We start from the raw sequence: 14,919 nt of genomic DNA, 5'->3' as shown, positions 1-14,919 counted from the left end.
CCTCAGCCGCGGAAATGCAGGACGCAGACCAGGGTGAACAGGCGCCGGGCGGTGTCGCTGTCGACCACCGCCTTGCCCTCGAGCCGTTCCTCGAGGATCCGCGCGCCCTCGTTGTGGATGCCGCGCCGGCCCATGTCGATCGCCTCGATCTGGCTGGGCGGCAGGCGCTTCACCGCGTCGAAGTAGCTCTCGCAGATCGCGAAGTAGTCCTTGATGATCTGCCGGAACGGCCCGAGCGAGAGGTGGAACTCCGCCGCCGGGTCGCCCGCCTCGGTGCGGATGTCGAAGACCAGCCGCCGGTCGCGGATCGAGAGGTTGAGCTGGTAGGGGCCGGGCGGCACGCCCTCCTTCTCGACGTCGAAGGAGTTCTCCTCCAGCAGGTCGAAGATGGCGACCTTGCGCTCCTGCTCGACCTCGGGGGTCGGGGGGGCGAGGCCGGCCTCGTCCAGGGTGATGGCGACGAGACGGCTCATCTGGATCCCTCCTCGTTGAGGGCGGCGAGGCGCAGCCCGACCGAGAGCGCATGCGCCTCGAGGCTTTCGGAGCGCGCCAGCGCCTCGGCCGAGGGGCCGATGGCGGCGAGCGCGCCGGGCGTCATCCGGGCCACCGTGGTGCGCTTCATGAAGTCGAGCACCGAGAGGCCCGAGGAGAAGCGCGCCGAGCGGGCGGTGGGCAGCACGTGGTTGGGCCCGCCCACGTAGTCGCCGATGGCTTCCGGCGTCCAGGCGCCGAGGAAGATCGCGCCGGCGTGGCGGATGCGGGCGGCCACCGCCTCGGGGTCGGCGGTGACGATCTCGAGATGCTCGGGCGCGACCCGGTCCGAGATGGCGGCCGCCTCGACCATGTCGCGCACCAGGATCACCGCGCCGTTGGCCCGCCAGGAGGCGGCGGCGATCTCGGCGCGCTCGAGCGAGGTCAGCAGGCGCTCGACCGCGGCGATCACCGCCTGGGCCATGGCGGCGCTGTCGGTGACCAGGATCGACTGGGCCGAGGGGTCGTGCTCGGCCTGGGACATCAGGTCCATGGCCACCCACTCGGGGTTGGCGGTGGCGTCGGCGATGACCAGGATCTCGGAGGGGCCGGCGATCATGTCGATGCCCACCGTGCCGAAGACGCGCCGCTTGGCCGCGGCCACGTAGGCGTTGCCGGGCCCCGCGATCTTGTCGACGGGGGGAATCGTGGCGGTGCCGTAGGCGAGCGCGCCGATGGCCTGCGCGCCGCCGATCCGCCAGACCTCCTGCACCCCGGCGAGGCGGGCCGCGAGCAGCGTCAGCGGGTTCGCCTTGCCCCCCGGCGTGGGCATGCAGACCGCCAGGCGCTCGACGCCGGCCACCCGCGCGGGGATGGCGTTCATCAGGAGCGACGACGGGTAGGAGGCGAGCCCGCCCGGCACGTAGAGCCCCGCCGCCTCGACCGCCGTCCAGCGCCAGCCCAGCGTGGCGCCGTGGGGGTCCTGGAAGCTGACGTCCTCGGGGCGCTGGCGGGCGTGGTAGGCCTCGATCCGCTCGGCGGCGATCTCCAGCGCGCGGGCCTCCTCGGGGGGGACGGCGGCGCAGGCCACCGCGATCTCCTCCTCGGAGATGGCGAGCGTGTCGGGGGCGAGCTGCATCCGGTCGAAGCGCTCGGTGTAGTCGATGACCGCATCGTCGCCGCGGGCGCGCACATCCTCGAGGATCGCGGCCACCACGTCGTCCACTTCGGGGGAGGACTCCCGCTTCATCGACAGAAGGTCGCGGAACCGGGTCTCGAAATCCGGGGCGTCGGCGCGGAGCGTGACGGTCATGGGCCCTCCGAAATAAGCGTTCCGCGGTGATAGCGGGCGGCGGCGGCGGTCACAACCGGGGGCGAACGCGGAGAGGGGGCGGAGAGGGGGCGGAGAGGGGGCGCCCTGCGGGCGGGCTTGGGCCCGGGGGCGAGCGTCGTGGCGGACGGGATCGGGAGGCGCGGGGGGCGGGCGGGGAGGACGCTCCAGACTCACCCAGGAACAGGGCCACCGCGCCTGTTCCCCGGATCCGTCTCTCGCTGACGATGCCTGAGCGACTCGCCGGGAGGGGTCAAGGACAAGCCCCGCGCAGGCGCGGGGTCGCTTCGCGATCCCTGACCCCTCCCGCCGAGTCGCTCTGATCGGCATCAGCGAGAGACGGCTCCGGGGAACAGGCGCTTTGCGAGGGGGGCGGGCGTCGCGCCGGGGCGCCGGGCGCGGGCCGGGCGCTCAGTCGGGGTGGCTGGGGGCCTTGCCGCTGGGGGCCTGGTAGGGGCGGGTGACGTCCTCGACCCGCATCTCCAGCGCCTCGACCTGGATCGCGATCTCGCCGTCGCCGGCCAGGATAATGCGCAGGAGGCCCGAGGGATCCTCGGGGTCGGGGGAGCCCTCGAACTCGAGGCGCAGGACCGAGAGGGCCTGGTCGCGCTCGCTCGGGTCGATGCCGGCGGCGCGCACGCTCTCGACGTTCTCGACCAGCGCCACGCAGCGCACCCGCTCGTAGGGGCGCCCGGCGCGCTCGGCGCGGGCGCGGTCCTCCCAGCGGAAGCGGTTGAGGAACAGGGCGAAGCGGCGCTTGCGGCGCATCCAGGCGAGGTCCCCCGCCACGCCGGCGGCGTCCTGCAGGAGGGCGGAGACGACCTCCAGGTCCTCGGGGCTTTCGGCCCTCAGGCGGATCGGCCTCTCGGCCGCGTCCTCGAAACGCGCATCGCTCATGGCGGCTCCTGCATTCGACGGTGGGCGTCCGCTCCCGAGCCAGATAGGGGAAGGGACCAGCCGCTGACAAGGGCGCGCCCGGCGACGCCGGCCCCGCGGCGCCCCCCGGGAGCGCCTGTTCTCCGGAGCCGTCTCTCGCTGATGCCGATCAGAGCGACTCGGGCGGAGGGGTCCAGGATCGCGAAGCGACCCCGCCCCTGGGCGGGGCTTGTCCTTGACCCCTTCGCCCGAGTCGCTCAGGCATCTTCAGCGAGAGACGGAACCGGAGGACAGGCGCGGGCGCTTTGTTCTTCGGTGAGTCAGGAGCGGCCTCGACGCCCGCCCCCGAGCCCCCGCAAGACGGCCTCGCTCAGTCCCGAATCCGCCGCACGTCCGCCCCGCAGGCCGAGAGCTTCTCCTCGAGCCGCTCGTAGCCGCGGTCGAGGTGGTAGATGCGCCCGACGGTCGTCTCGCCCTCCGCCGCGAGCCCTGCCAGCACCAGCGAGACCGAGGCGCGCAGGTCCGTCGCCATCACCTGCGCGCCCTTCAGAGCGGGCACGCCGCGGATCTTCGCGACGCCGCCGTGGACGTCGATGCGCGCGCCCATGCGCTGCAGCTCGGGGGCGTGCATGAAACGATTCTCGAAGATCCGCTCCTCGAGCACGCTTTCGCCCTCGGCCAGCGTCAGCAGCGCCATCAGCTGCGCCTGCAGGTCCGTCGGGAAGCCCGGGAAGGGCTCGGTGATCACGTGGAGCGGCTTGAGGGGGCCGCCGTTGCGCGCGACCTTCACCCCGCGCTCGGTCTCGGAGAGGGTCAGGCCCGCCTCCTCCATCCGCTCCCACAGGGCGCCGACGGCGGCGCGGCCGGCGCCGGTCAGCTCCACCTCGCCGCCGGCGATGGCGGGGGCGAGCATGTAGGTGCCCAGCTCGATGCGGTCCGCGATCACCGGGTGGGTGGCGCCGTGGAGGGCGTCGACCCCCTCGATCGTGATCGTGGCGGTCCCCGCCCCCTCGATCCGCGCGCCCATCGCGGTCAGGCAGGCGGCGAGGTCGATGATCTCCGGCTCGCGGGCGGCGTTCTTGAGGACCGTGGTCCCCTTCGCCAGGGTGGCGGCCATCAGCGCGTTCTCGGTGGCGCCGACGGAGACGACGGGGAACTCCACCACCGCGCCCTTCAGCCCGCCCGGCGCCTCGGCATGGATGTAGCCGTCGCGCAGGTCGAGCGTCGCCCCCATCGCCTCGAGCGCCATCAGGTGCAGGTCCACGGGCCGCGCGCCGATGGCGCAGCCGCCCGGCAGCGAGACCTCGGCCCAGCCATGGCGCGCCAGCAGCGGGCCCAGCACCAGGATCGAGGCGCGCATCTTGCGCACGATGTCGTAGTCGGCGCGGTGCGAGGCGATGGATTCCGCCCCGATCGCCAGCACCTTGCCGTCCTGCAGCGCCGCGATCTCGCAGCCCAGCGAGCCCAGGAGCTCGCGCATCGTGCGGATGTCGGCGAGGCGCGGCGCGTTGGTCAGCGTCAGCGGCGCGTCGGTCAGCAAGGCGGCCGGCATCAGCGTCAGGCACGCGTTCTTCGCTCCGCTGATCGGAATCTCGCCATGCAGCGGTTTTCCGCCCCGGATCGCGATCCTGTCCATCCGCCCCTCCTGTTCGTCGGCTTCCGCACCGCGATATCGTGCGCCGCGGGGCGGTTCAATGACGCGGACCGGGCGATCCGGGGGCGAAGGGGGCGAGGATGAGGCGGGCGGCCCGCCGCGGGCGGCGGTCGGGGCCGGGCGCCCGTCCGACCGCGCCGCGCGGCGCAAGGGCGAGGCCGGGCGCGCCGCCCGGCGCGGCGCCTCCGCGCGCGACGGACGCGACGGTGCAGGAGGAGGCGCCTTGCGGGCGGGTTCGGCTGCGGCAAGCGGGCGGCCGGAGAGCGCAGGGAGGGGCCGGTGCGCCAGCGCGCGGCGGTGGGACGTGCCTCGAAGCAGGAGAGATCAGGCGGGCGGGATCAGCCGGCGTCGTCCCGCCGCCGGGCGCCGCGGGCGGCGATCAGCTCGTGGGAGCGGGCGAGGTTGAAGGCCACCTCCTCCCAGTCGGGATCGCGCGCGAGGCGGATCCCGATCCAGCCCTTCTGGCCCACGTAGGGCGGGCGGAAGAAGCGCTCGGGCGCGGCGGCGATCAGCATCTCCTGCGCGCCGTCGGGGGCCTTGAGCCAGACCGAGGCCTCGCCGTCCCCGCCCTTGACCATCGCGAAGATGCGGTCGTCGACGCGGAAGGTCGGCTCGCCCCAGCTCAGCTTCTCGGAGGTGCGGGGCAGGGCGAGGGCCAGCGCGCGCAGCCGCTCCAGCGGCGAGCCCGGCGCGGCCTTGGCGCGAGTGGGCGCGGCGGGGATGCGGGGGGCGTCGGCCTCGGACCGCCCGCGGGAATCGTCGGGGGCGCTCATGCCTCGTCCTCCCCTCCGGACGCGTCGGTCGGAGGCGCGGCGCGGGCGGCGCGGGCTCGGTCCTTGCGGCGACGCAGGTTGGCGCGCAGCGCCTCGGCCAGCCGCGCCTCGCGCGCCTCGAGGGAATCGCCCTGCGAGGCGGCCCGGCGGGCGGCGCGCGAGTCGGCCGGGGCGCCGCGTCGGGAGTCGGCCAGGGATTCGGGGCGGGATTCGGGCAGGGGCGCGGTCCCGGACCCGGGGGCCGAGGGAGTCTCGGGCCCGGATCCGTCGCGCGGGCCGGGCGGGATGGGGGCGTCGTCGGTCATCAAATCCCCCTAGCCTCCGGCCGCGAGCACGTCCAGCGCCGCGCGCGAAGCCGCGCCGGGTCTCGCGGGACGCTCGGGAAACCCGGGCGCGGCGCGGGGTGCAGCCGGGCGGCCCCGGCGGGCGCGGGCGGGACCCGCCGCAGCGGCAGGCGAAAAACCGTGCAGGAGGGGTCTTGCGCTCGGCCCACGAACGCGGCATTACCCGCCCCGCACCGCCGCAGTAGCTCAGTGGTAGAGCGCACCCTTGGTAAGGGTGAGGTCGGGAGTTCAATCCTCCCCTGCGGCACCATGCTCCTCCCATCTTCGTTCGACCGTCAGGTCCCGCGCTTCGGCGCGGGGAACGCGCGCGCCTCGCCCCTGCGCGGGCGCGTCGCGGGGCGTCGGGCGCATTGATCCCTTCAAGAGCTTCGAAAGGCTTAACGAGTCGCGGCGCGAGTCGGATTTCCGCACGGGCGCGTCTCGCGGCCTCCGCGGGGATTCGCCGACCGCTTCGGCGGGGCGCGAACCGCGCGAGGCCGCGACGGCGTGCCGAACCGCAGGCGCCCGGGGCGCCGCTCCGGCGCGGGCGTCGCCCGGGCGCGCCGGCCGGGCCGTCTCAGGACAGGGCGAAGAGGTCGCCGGTCAGGCGGCCCTCGTCGGCGTCGGTGCGCGCGTTGTGGGGCGAATCGTAGACCAGCATCAGGCGGCGGTCCGCGCCCTCGCCCACCACCTCCAGCCCCTCGGCGTTGTCGCCGCCGCGCAGGATCTGGAGGTCGAGCAGGCGGGGCAGGCGGTCGGCGCCGATCACCTCGCGGTCGAGGTCGCCGGCCTCCAGCGCGAAGACCGACTGCAGCGCCTCGTGGTCGGCGATGGCGCCCGAGAGGATCAGCAGACGGTCGCCGTCCCACGCGAGATCGCGGATCCCCTGGCCGCCCAGCGCGAGCGCGTGGACCGAGTAGCGCCGGCCGTCCTCGCGCTTGACGGGCTCGAGCTCGCCGGCCGCGGTCTCCGCCATCTCCATGCGCACGATCAGCGCCCAACCGCGCAGGACCGGGCCGCGCAGGCCCAGGATCACCTCGTTCCCGCGCACCGCCAGCCCCTCGACGTCGAAGCCGTTCTCCTTGCAGGGCAGGTCGATGAAGGGGCCGATCAGGGGATCGCGCGCGAGCATCCGGCGCAGGTAGGTGTCGCGGGTGCCGACCATCGGCAGCATCGCGGCGCGGCGCGCGGGGCCCGCGTCGATCGGATCGACGGCGCCGACGGGCTCCACCCGCCCGTCCTCGCGCTCGACCAGCGGCAGGCGACCGAGGAAGCCGCGGTTGGGGTCCCAGTCGATGTCGGCGAGGTCCTTGAACTTCTTGCCCCCGGGTTTGCCGCGCTTGAGCCCGTGCGAGCCGCAGACCCAAAGCCAGCCGTCGGAGACGGCGAGCCCCTCGATGTCCATCTCGCCCTTCGCGCCCTCGGGCAGTTCGAACACCAGGCCCAGCGGGTAGGAGCGGTGGCCGCCGGCCATCCCCGTCTCCGGATCCCAGTCGAGCCCCTCGACCGAGGCGGTCTCGTCGCAGGTCACGAACAGCGTGCGCCCGGCGGCGGCGAGGCTGGAGACGTCCGCCCAGATCGGATCGTCGATATGGGCGATGCGGTCGTGATGGGTGAACAGCATGTCCACCGTGCCGGTCCGGGCGCGGTCGAGGGGCAGGGGCTTGGCGTCGCGGGGCATGGGCCTCTCTCTGGGTTGGAGATGAGGTCTAGATGGGGCGCGGGGCTCGGATGGCGAGGGGGGGAGGCCTCCGAGGCGGGGCTCGTCGGCTGGCCGCTGCGCGGGGGCGCTGGCGCGCCCGGAAGGCCGCTTCAGGAGCTCACCAGGGAACAAGGCCGCGCCTGTTCCCCGCAGCCGTCCGTCGCTGAAGATGCCTGAGCGAGTCGCCGGGAGGGCTCAAGGACAAGCCCCCTTCGGGGGTCGCTGCGCGATCCCTGACCCCTCCCGCCGACTCGCTCTTTACGGCATCAGCGACGGACGGCTCCGGGGAACAGGCGCTTCGCGCGAGCCTCGGGCGGAGCGCCGGGCGCCTGGGAGGGAGAGGGCGGGGCTAGGAGCGTCAGGGGGATGACGCTGCGGCCTGCCTGGGCGGGGGAAATCGGACGGGGGGGCAGGGCCGCGCGAGGCGGATTGCGAGGTTTTGGGAGCGGGGCACGCAGCGCGCGCGTTGGAGCGGCGGACGCAGGCGCGCGGTCCGTCCGGGCTTGGAGGCGGTCAGGAGAAAGGGAGGCGCGCGCGGCCCTCGACGGCGAGGCCGCGCGCGAGGGGTCAGGCGGTGGCGGCGCGGGCGGCGGCGTAGGCCTCGAAGGCGTCGAAGGCCTCGGGGTTGGCCATCGAGTCGCGGTTCACCGCCTTGGCGCCGTCGACGCCGAGCAGGAGCTTCTTCACCGGCACCTCCAGCTTCTTGCCCGACAGGGTGCGCGGGACCTGCGCGATCTGCACGATTTCGTCGGGCAGGTAGCGCGGGCCGACGGAGGCGCGGATCGCGCTCCGGATCTTCTCCTGGATCGCCGCGTCGAAGGCGACGCCCTCGCGCAGCACCACGAAGAGGGGCATGAAGCTGTCGCGGCCCAGGTACTCGAGATCGACCACCAGGCTGTCGAGCACCTCGTCGAGGTCCTCGACGGCGCGGTAGATCTCGGACGTGCCCAGGCGCAGGCCGCGGCGGTTGATGGTGGCGTCGGAGCGGCCGTAGATCACCGCGCCCCCGGTGGGGGTGATGCGGATCCAGTCGCCGTGCTTCCACACGTTGGGCCAGGTCTCGAAATAGCTCTCGGCGTAGCGGCTGCCGTCGGCGTCGCCCCAGAAGTAGAGGGGCATCGAGGGCATGGGGCGGGTGCAGACCAGCTCGCCCACCTGGTTCTCGACCGGCTTGCCGGCCTCGTCCCAGGCCTCGACCCGCGCGCCGAGGAAGCGGCACTGCATCTCGCCGCGGCGCACGGGCAGCAGGATGCAGCCGCCCACGAAGGCGCCGGCGAAGTCGGTGCCGCCGGCGATGGGGGTGATCCAGACGTCGGCGACGTTCTGCTGGATCCAGTCGTAGGCCTCGGGCGCCAGCGGCGAGCCGGTGGAGCCGATGGCGCGCAGGGCGGAGAGGTCGGCCTCCTCCTTCGGGACCACGCCCGCCTTCATCGAGGTCGAGAAGAAGGCCGCCCCCGCGCCCACGAAGCTGCAGCCGGCGCGGGCGGCGAAGCGCCAGAGCTCGGCCATGTCGGGCAGGTTCGGGGCGCCGTCGAAGATCGCCACCGTGCAGCCGCGGGTCAGGGCGATCACCTGGCAGTTCCACATGATCCAGCCCGAGGCGGTGAGCCACATGAACGTGTCGCCGTCGCGGATATCGTTGTGGAGCGGGAACTTGGAGCCTTCCAGAAGGATCCCGCCGTGGCCGTGCACGATCGGCTTGGGCGTGCCGGTGGTGCCGGAGGAATAGACGATCCACAGCGGATGGTCGAAGGGCAGGATCTCGGTCCGCGGCGGGCCGGCGTGGCCGGCGGTGACCGCCTGCCAGTCCTCCCAGCCCTCGGGGCGCGGGGCGCCGATCATCGGGGCGAGGATCCGGCGCTCGAGGCCCGGCAGGCCCTCGGCCACCGCCCGGGCGAGGTCGAGCCGCTCGACCGTCTTGCCGCCGTGGGCGTAGCCGTCGGCGGCGATCAGGACCTTGGGGGTGATCTGGGCGAAGCGGCCCAGGATCGCGGTCTGGCCCATGTCGGGCGAGCACAGCGACCAGATCGCCCCGATGGAGGCGGTGGCGAGGCAGGCGATCACCGACTCGGGCCCGTTCTGGAGGATCGCGCAGACCCGGTCGCCGGGGGCCACGCCCCAGCCGCGCAGCGTCTCGGCCAGCGAGGCGGCGCGGTCGGCGAGCTCGCCCCAGCTCAACGTCCCCTCTCCGGTCTCGGAGCGGAAGCGCAAGGCGGGGGCGTCGCGGCCGTTCGCCTCGACATGGCGCCAGACCTGGTCGGCCCAGTTGAGGGTCGCGCCCTCGAACCACTTGGCGCCGGGCATGACCTCGCGGTCGATGACCCGGGTCTCGCGGGTGGCGAAGGGCAGGTCCCAGAACTCGATGAGGGAGGTCCAGAAGCCCTCGAGATCCGTCGTCGACCAGTCCCACAGCGCGTCGTAGTCGGGGAAGGAGAGGCCCCGCTCCGCCGCCAGCCAGCGCATGTAGCGCGCCATCTCGGAGCTCTCGGCGAGCTCCGCCGGCGGGGTCCAGATGATCGGCTCTTCGGGGAATTCGGTGGTCATGCGGCGGTGCTCCTCCCAGCGCCGGGGCGCCTCGTGCGGGGGCGCCCTGCGGCGGTCGGGGCGGAGCATAGGGCGGGGGCGGACGGACGAAAAGGGAGGGCGGAACAGCAGGGCGAACCGGCAGGGCGGAGGCGCCGCGTCGGGCCGGGCGCGGGCGGGACGGTCGGGCCCGCGGCGCGCGGCGGGCGTCGGCGCGGGCGGCGAGGGGGCGGCCGGGGGCGGGGCGCCCGGCCGGCGGCCCGGCCACGGGCGGGACGCGGGGCGCGCGCCGCGGGCGGGCGGTCCGCCACGGGCGGGCGCGGGGCGCGGCGCCCCGGTCGGCGGCGGGCGGGACGGGACGCCGGAGACGCGCGGTTTCGCCGGGGCGGGAGCCCCGGGCCCCTGGCCGCGCCTCAGCCGCCGCAATCCTGGCGGATCGCCTTCTCAGCGGCGGCCTTCGCGTCGTCGTAGGAGAGGCCGGGCGTCACGTCGGCGTGGTGCAGGAGGCGCAGCAGCGCCCGCTCCCGCGGGCCGAAGACGGGGCCGAGGTCGTCGTGGCCCCAGGCGTCCTCGAACAGCGAGCCGTCGCCCACCGGGTCGTTGGGCACGAAGGCGTTGAAGACCTCCTCCCGCCCGCAGGCGCCCAGCAGGCTCCAGCGGTTCTCGAGGCTGATGAAGATCAGCGACAGGTAGGACTCCGCCGGACTGGCCTTGAGGTTGTGGGTCGTCACCACGCAGGTCGGCCGGCGGGAGTGCCGCCCCCGGCGCAGGTAGTCCGTGCGGAAGTCCGAGCGCAGGGAGTCGGGCAGGCCGGAGGCGATGCTGACCAGCTCGTCGATGGTGCCGGCGTAGACGACGATCTGCGGCCGGTCGCTGGTCATCCGGTCGCTCTCGTGGATCGTCTCGGCGGGGTCGAGGCCCAGGGTGCGCGCGTAGAACTGCGCGGCGTCGCGGGCGCCGGCGGCGACGCGCGCGGCCTCCTCGCCCAGGCGCTCCCAGCTTTTCTGGGGCGGCAGCACCAGGGTGAAGCCGCCCGGCCAGCGGCGCATCCGCTCGCGCTTGCAGTCGTAGGTGGAGCCGCCGCAGGCCTCGTGCGTCAGCGCCATGTGGGCCCACTGGTTGAGGAACGAGGGCGAGAAAATGCGGCGGTCGTAGGCGCGGATGGTCTCGCAGTCCTGCGCGTCGAGATGCACGGGCGGCGCGGTCTGCGGCGGGGAGGTCTCGGAGGCGGCCGGCTGGGCGGGACCGGCAAGCGGCGCGAGGACGAGCAGGCCCGCGAGGACCGGCGGAAATCGGAACGTCATCAATGAACCCGTGGTGAATGCTGCCCTCCCATCAAGCCGCCCCGGCTGCCGGGGTCAAGCCTGCGCGCCCCCGCCGGCCGCAAGGGAACCCGCCGCCGCGGCCGTCGGGACGCCTGCGGAGACGGGCTTGGGCCGCCCCGGCGCGGAACCCGGCGGCATTGACGGGCGGGGGCGCCCGCCCTAGAGGGGGCGACTCAACGCAACCTCCGACTCAGGCCCCGGGGCCTGCGCGGACAGACGAGCCTCGCACCCCCGAGCCTCTCCTCAAGGAGACCGACGACATGACCGAGCTGCGCGACGCCGCCCTCGACTCCAGGGCCTGGCCCTTCGAAGAGGCGCGCCGGCTGGTCAAACGGTTCGAGAAGGCGCCGCCCGAGAAAGGCTACGTGCTGTTCGAGACGGGCTACGGCCCCTCGGGCCTGCCCCATATCGGCACGTTCGGCGAGGTCGCCCGCACCACCATGGTGCGGCGGGCGTTCGAGGCGATCTCGGACATCCCCACCAAGCTGCTGTGCTTCTCGGACGACATGGACGGCCTGCGCAAGGCGCCGACCAACGTGCCCAACCGCGAGATGCTGCTCGAGGATCTGAACCTGCCGCTGACCCGCGTGCGGGATCCCTTCGGCACGCACCCCAGCTTCGGCGAGCACAACAACGCCCGCCTGCGGTCGTTCCTCGACGCCTTCGGCTTCGAGTACGAGTTCGCCTCGGCCACCGATTACTACAAGTCGGGCCGCTTCGACGCGATGCTGCTGCGCATCCTCGAAAAGTTCGACGCGGTGATGGAGGTGATGCTGCCGAGCCTCGGGTCCGAGCGGCAGGCGACCTACTCGCCCTTCCTGCCCGTGTCGCCGAAGACCGGCCACGTCCTCCAGGTCCCGACGCTGGAGCGCAACCTGACCAAGGGCACCATCGTCTACGAGGAGCCGGACGGCGAGCGCGTCGAGATCCCGGTGACGGGCGGGAACTGCAAGCTGCAGTGGAAGCCGGATTGGGCGATGCGCTGGATGGCGCTCGGCGTCGACTACGAGATGCACGGCAAGGACCTGATCCCGTCCGCGGACCTCGGAAAGAAGATCTGCCGGGCGGTGGGAATGCCCAGCCCGGAGATGTTCAACTACGAGCTGTTCCTGGACGGCGACGGCCAGAAGATCTCCAAGTCGAAGGGCAACGGCCTCTCGATCGAGGAGTGGCTGGCCTACGCCTCGCCGGAATCGCTGTCGCTGTTCATGTTCCAGAAGCCCAAGACCGCCAAGCGCCTGCACTGGGACGTGATCCCGCGCACGGTCGACGAGTACTCGCAGCACCTGCGCGCCTTCCCCGAGCAGGAGTTGAAGGCGCAGCTGATGAACCCGGCCTGGCACATCCACGGCGGAACCCCGCCGGCGGACGAGATGGTCGTGCCCTTCGCGATGCTGCTCAACCTCGCCTCGGTGACGGGCGCCGAGGACAAGGCGACGCTGTGGGGGTTCCTCGCGCGCTACGCGCCGGGCGCCTCGGCCGAGACAAACCCCGGCTTCGACGCCGCGGTGGGCCGGGCGGTCGCCTACTACCAGGACAAGGTGAAGCCCACCCGCGTCTTCCGCGAGGCCACCGCGCAGGAGCAGGCGGCGCTGGCCGACCTCGCCGCCCGCCTGCGGGGCTGGCAGGGCGAGGCCTCGCCCGAGGCGCTGCAGGACGAGGTCTACGCGGTGGGCAAGGACCACGGGTTCGAGAACCTGCGCGACTGGTTCAAGGCGCTCTACGAGGTGCTGCTGGGCGCCTCCCAGGGGCCGCGCTTCGGCGGGTTCGTGGCGCTCTACGGCGTGGCCGAGACGGCGGCGCTGATCGAGCGGGCGCTGAAAGGGGAGCTGGTGGAGGCGGCCTGACGGCGGCGTCCCCCGACCGGCGAGCGAACGTCCGAAAGCCGCGCGACCTGCGCGGCTTTCGTCGTTTTGGAGAAGGGGCGGTCTGCAGGCGCCCTGCGGGCGGGCTTGGGCCTTTGGGGTCGGGCGTGCCTGGAGGGGCGGGCGTGGCTGCCTCCGGCGGGCTCCTGACTCACCAAAGAACAGGGCCGCGCCTGCTCTCCGGATCCGTCTCTCGCTGATGGATGCCTGAGCGAGTCGGGCGGAGCGGTCAAGGACAAGCCCCGCGCAAGCGCGGGGTCGCTTCGCGATCCCTGACCGCTCCGCCCGACTCGCTCTTTCCGGCATCCGCGAGAGACGGCTCCGGAGAACAGGCGCTTGGCGACCCGCTGCGGGCGTCGCGCCGGGGCGACAGGTCTGCGGGCGGGGGGAGGAGCGGCGGTCGGGGGCGGGGGACGGCTGGGACCGGGCGCCGGCTTCGCGGTGCGCCGCGGGCGGGGGCTCGGGGTCGGACGGGACGGGGGACGCGGCGCCTCGACGAGCGGAGGGCGGGCGTCAGTCGTCGCCGGGGATCAGGCCGAGGCCGCGCAGGTAGACCATGGCGCCGGTCTCGAGCAGGTCCTCGGGCGAGATCGAGGCGCGCTGGCCGGCGCTCTCGCGCGCGAACAGCTCCACGACCCCGTGGGAGAGCGCCCAGATATGGTAGCTCATCATCTGCACCGGCGGGCGCTTCTCGGGCGGCAGGCGCATCACCAGCGCCTCGGAGGCCGCGCGCATCACGCCCATCGCCCGGTCGGAGGCGGCGCGCAGCGCGGGGTCGGCGTGGACGGCCACGCCGCTCTCGAACATGGCGATATACATGCCGGGCTCGCGCCGCGCGAAGTGGAGATAGGCGCGGCTCATCTTCTCGAACGCCGAGATCGGGCTGGGCTGGCCCTTGTTCCAGGCCCGCTCCAGCAGGTCGGCGAAGAGGTCGAAGCCGCGCCGCGCCATCTCGGCGATCAGGTCCTCGCGCCCCTTGAAGTGGCGGTAGGGCGCGGCGTTGGAGACGCCGGCCTCCCGCGCCACTTCCGCCAGGGTGAAGCCCTGCGGGCCGCGGGAGGCGATCAGCGGCAGGGCGGCCTCGACCAGCGCCTCGCGCAGGTTGCCGTGATGGTAGCCGCGTCGCGCGCGGCCGCCGTCCTCTCCCTCGCCGCTGGGTCCCGTCGCGTCGGTCATGGGGCCTGTCTTACTTGGCCCGGAGCCGGGCGCCAATGCGCCCCGCGCGGGCGCCGGCCGCGCAGGCTTGAACCGCTCGTTAACCCGGCCCGACTAGGGTCGCGCGCGGGCGACGGCCCGGCGGCCGCGGGCCGCCCGGTCCGGGGCGTCGGACGCACTGGCGGAGGGGACCGCGCGGCGGAATGGACGGCTGGCAGCGACGGGTGGAGGAGGAGGCGCGCGGGCTGGCGCGGCTGCTGCCCCTGGTCCTGGCGATGGACTTCAAGGTGGGCACGGCCGAGTTCAGCCGCCATGCCGCGACCCTGCTGGCGCGCCTGCGGCACATGTATTTCCTAGAGACCGGCGCGCTGGGCTTCCTGCGCGTCGCAGCCTCCGGCCTGCCGGCGCCCGACGCCGAGCGCCGCCGCCTGCGGGCAGATCACGGCGGCTTCGACGCGGCGGTGGAGCGGGCGGCCGAGGCGCTGAAGCTCGCGGCCCGCCGCCATGACGCTCCCCTGGGGATGGAGGCGCTGGCGGTGCTGACCGACATGGTCGAGGATCGCACCTGCATCCGCGACTCGATCCTGGGAATGCTGAGCTCCTACGGCGGTCCGCTGCTGGACGCTCAAGGCCGGCGGGACGACGCCGCCTTCATCCTCCAGCGGATCGAGACGCTGGCCCCCCGCTTCCAGGAGGCGGAGGCGCGGCTGCGCCAGCATGCACGCGATCGGGGGCTTGCCCTGGAAGCGGAAGAGAGCTGGGGCGGCGCGGCGGGAGAGGTCCCGGATGCGGACGCGGCGGATTCGGAAGCCGCGGACCGGTCCGCGCCGGTCGGGGACGCGCCGCGCGGCGAGACGGCGGCCGGTGTCGCCGGACCGTCCGGCGGTGGACGGGAGACCGGCGCCGGGTGAGGCGGGCGGAG

The 14,919-nt window shown here is 73.9% G+C and carries 11 protein-coding genes and 1 tRNA gene; 3 read left to right on the top strand and 9 right to left on the bottom strand.

What is annotated here, in order from left to right:
* Positions 1–2: 2 nt before the first annotated feature.
* From P2H44_RS11275 to P2H44_RS11255, 5 genes are all read right to left on the bottom strand, one after another.
* Complete coding sequence (locus P2H44_RS11275) at positions 3–473, bottom strand: UPF0262 family protein (RefSeq protein WP_275763622.1); 471 nt, start codon at positions 471–473, stop codon at positions 3–5.
* On the bottom strand, positions 470–1,783 hold the full coding sequence (gene hisD, locus P2H44_RS11270; RefSeq protein WP_275763621.1) for a histidinol dehydrogenase: 1,314 nt from the start codon (positions 1,781–1,783) through the stop codon (positions 470–472). Before hisD ends, P2H44_RS11275 begins: the two co-directional genes overlap by 4 nt.
* A gap of 429 nt (positions 1,784–2,212) precedes the next feature.
* Complete coding sequence (locus P2H44_RS11265) at positions 2,213–2,698, bottom strand: DUF2948 family protein (RefSeq protein ID WP_275763620.1); 486 nt, start codon at positions 2,696–2,698, stop codon at positions 2,213–2,215.
* Between the two features lie 349 nt (positions 2,699–3,047).
* The gene (gene murA / locus P2H44_RS11260; protein WP_275763619.1) at positions 3,048–4,313 is read right to left on the bottom strand and encodes a UDP-N-acetylglucosamine 1-carboxyvinyltransferase; all 1,266 of its coding nucleotides are present in this window, start codon (positions 4,311–4,313) and stop codon (positions 3,048–3,050) included.
* A gap of 356 nt (positions 4,314–4,669) precedes the next feature.
* Complete coding sequence (locus P2H44_RS11255; protein ID WP_275763618.1) at positions 4,670–5,104, bottom strand: MmcQ/YjbR family DNA-binding protein; 435 nt, start codon at positions 5,102–5,104, stop codon at positions 4,670–4,672.
* A gap of 519 nt (positions 5,105–5,623) precedes the next feature.
* Here P2H44_RS11255 and P2H44_RS11250 point away from each other — a divergent pair.
* A tRNA-Thr gene (locus tag P2H44_RS11250) sits at positions 5,624–5,698 on the top strand.
* A gap of 306 nt (positions 5,699–6,004) precedes the next feature.
* Here P2H44_RS11250 and P2H44_RS11245 read toward each other — a convergent pair.
* The 3 genes from P2H44_RS11245 to P2H44_RS11235 form a co-directional block, all read right to left on the bottom strand.
* Positions 6,005–7,108, bottom strand: a complete 1,104-nt coding sequence (locus tag P2H44_RS11245; protein ID WP_275763617.1) for a DUF3616 domain-containing protein — start codon at positions 7,106–7,108, stop codon at positions 6,005–6,007.
* Positions 7,109–7,696: 588 nt separating this feature from the next.
* Positions 7,697–9,673 carry an acetoacetate--CoA ligase gene (locus P2H44_RS11240; protein WP_275763616.1) on the bottom strand — a complete coding sequence of 659 codons (1,977 nt, stop codon included), beginning with the start codon at positions 9,671–9,673 and terminating at the stop codon, positions 7,697–7,699.
* Positions 9,674–10,065: 392 nt separating this feature from the next.
* Complete coding sequence (locus P2H44_RS11235; RefSeq protein WP_275763615.1) at positions 10,066–10,956, bottom strand: hypothetical protein; 891 nt, start codon at positions 10,954–10,956, stop codon at positions 10,066–10,068.
* A gap of 281 nt (positions 10,957–11,237) precedes the next feature.
* Between P2H44_RS11235 and P2H44_RS11230 the strand changes: the two genes are divergently transcribed.
* Positions 11,238–12,824 (top strand): lysine--tRNA ligase, encoded by a 1,587-nt coding sequence (locus P2H44_RS11230; protein ID WP_275763614.1) that lies wholly within the window; start codon positions 11,238–11,240, stop codon positions 12,822–12,824.
* Positions 12,825–13,355: 531 nt separating this feature from the next.
* Here P2H44_RS11230 and P2H44_RS11225 read toward each other — a convergent pair.
* On the bottom strand, positions 13,356–14,018 hold the full coding sequence (locus P2H44_RS11225) for a TetR/AcrR family transcriptional regulator (protein ID WP_275763613.1): 663 nt from the start codon (positions 14,016–14,018) through the stop codon (positions 13,356–13,358).
* A 182-nt stretch (positions 14,019–14,200) separates the two neighbouring features.
* On the opposite strand from P2H44_RS11225, the gene P2H44_RS11220 reads away from it, so the two are divergent.
* The gene (locus P2H44_RS11220; protein ID WP_275763612.1) at positions 14,201–14,908 is read left to right on the top strand and encodes a hypothetical protein; all 708 of its coding nucleotides are present in this window, start codon (positions 14,201–14,203) and stop codon (positions 14,906–14,908) included.
* Positions 14,909–14,919 lie beyond the last annotated feature (11 nt).

Origin of the sequence: Albimonas marina (genome assembly GCF_029223255.1) — a bacterium.
Classification (GTDB): Bacteria; Pseudomonadota; Alphaproteobacteria; order Rhodobacterales; family Rhodobacteraceae; genus Albimonas.
This window is presented reverse-complemented; position numbering and strand designations above follow the sequence as displayed.

Coding starts and splice junctions, on each gene's coding strand:
- P2H44_RS11275 (WP_275763622.1), bottom strand. CDS start 473: ATGAGCCGTCTCGTCGCCATCACCCTGGACGAGGCCGGCCTCGCCCCC.
- hisD (WP_275763621.1), bottom strand. CDS start 1,783: ATGACCGTCACGCTCCGCGCCGACGCCCCGGATTTCGAGACCCGGTTC.
- P2H44_RS11265 (WP_275763620.1), bottom strand. CDS start 2,698: ATGAGCGATGCGCGTTTCGAGGACGCGGCCGAGAGGCCGATCCGCCTG.
- murA (WP_275763619.1), bottom strand. CDS start 4,313: ATGGACAGGATCGCGATCCGGGGCGGAAAACCGCTGCATGGCGAGATT.
- P2H44_RS11255 (WP_275763618.1), bottom strand. CDS start 5,104: ATGAGCGCCCCCGACGATTCCCGCGGGCGGTCCGAGGCCGACGCCCCC.
- P2H44_RS11245 (WP_275763617.1), bottom strand. CDS start 7,108: ATGCCCCGCGACGCCAAGCCCCTGCCCCTCGACCGCGCCCGGACCGGC.
- P2H44_RS11240 (WP_275763616.1), bottom strand. CDS start 9,673: ATGACCACCGAATTCCCCGAAGAGCCGATCATCTGGACCCCGCCGGCG.
- P2H44_RS11235 (WP_275763615.1), bottom strand. CDS start 10,956: ATGACGTTCCGATTTCCGCCGGTCCTCGCGGGCCTGCTCGTCCTCGCG.
- P2H44_RS11230 (WP_275763614.1), top strand. CDS start 11,238: ATGACCGAGCTGCGCGACGCCGCCCTCGACTCCAGGGCCTGGCCCTTC.
- P2H44_RS11225 (WP_275763613.1), bottom strand. CDS start 14,018: ATGACCGACGCGACGGGACCCAGCGGCGAGGGAGAGGACGGCGGCCGC.
- P2H44_RS11220 (WP_275763612.1), top strand. CDS start 14,201: ATGGACGGCTGGCAGCGACGGGTGGAGGAGGAGGCGCGCGGGCTGGCG.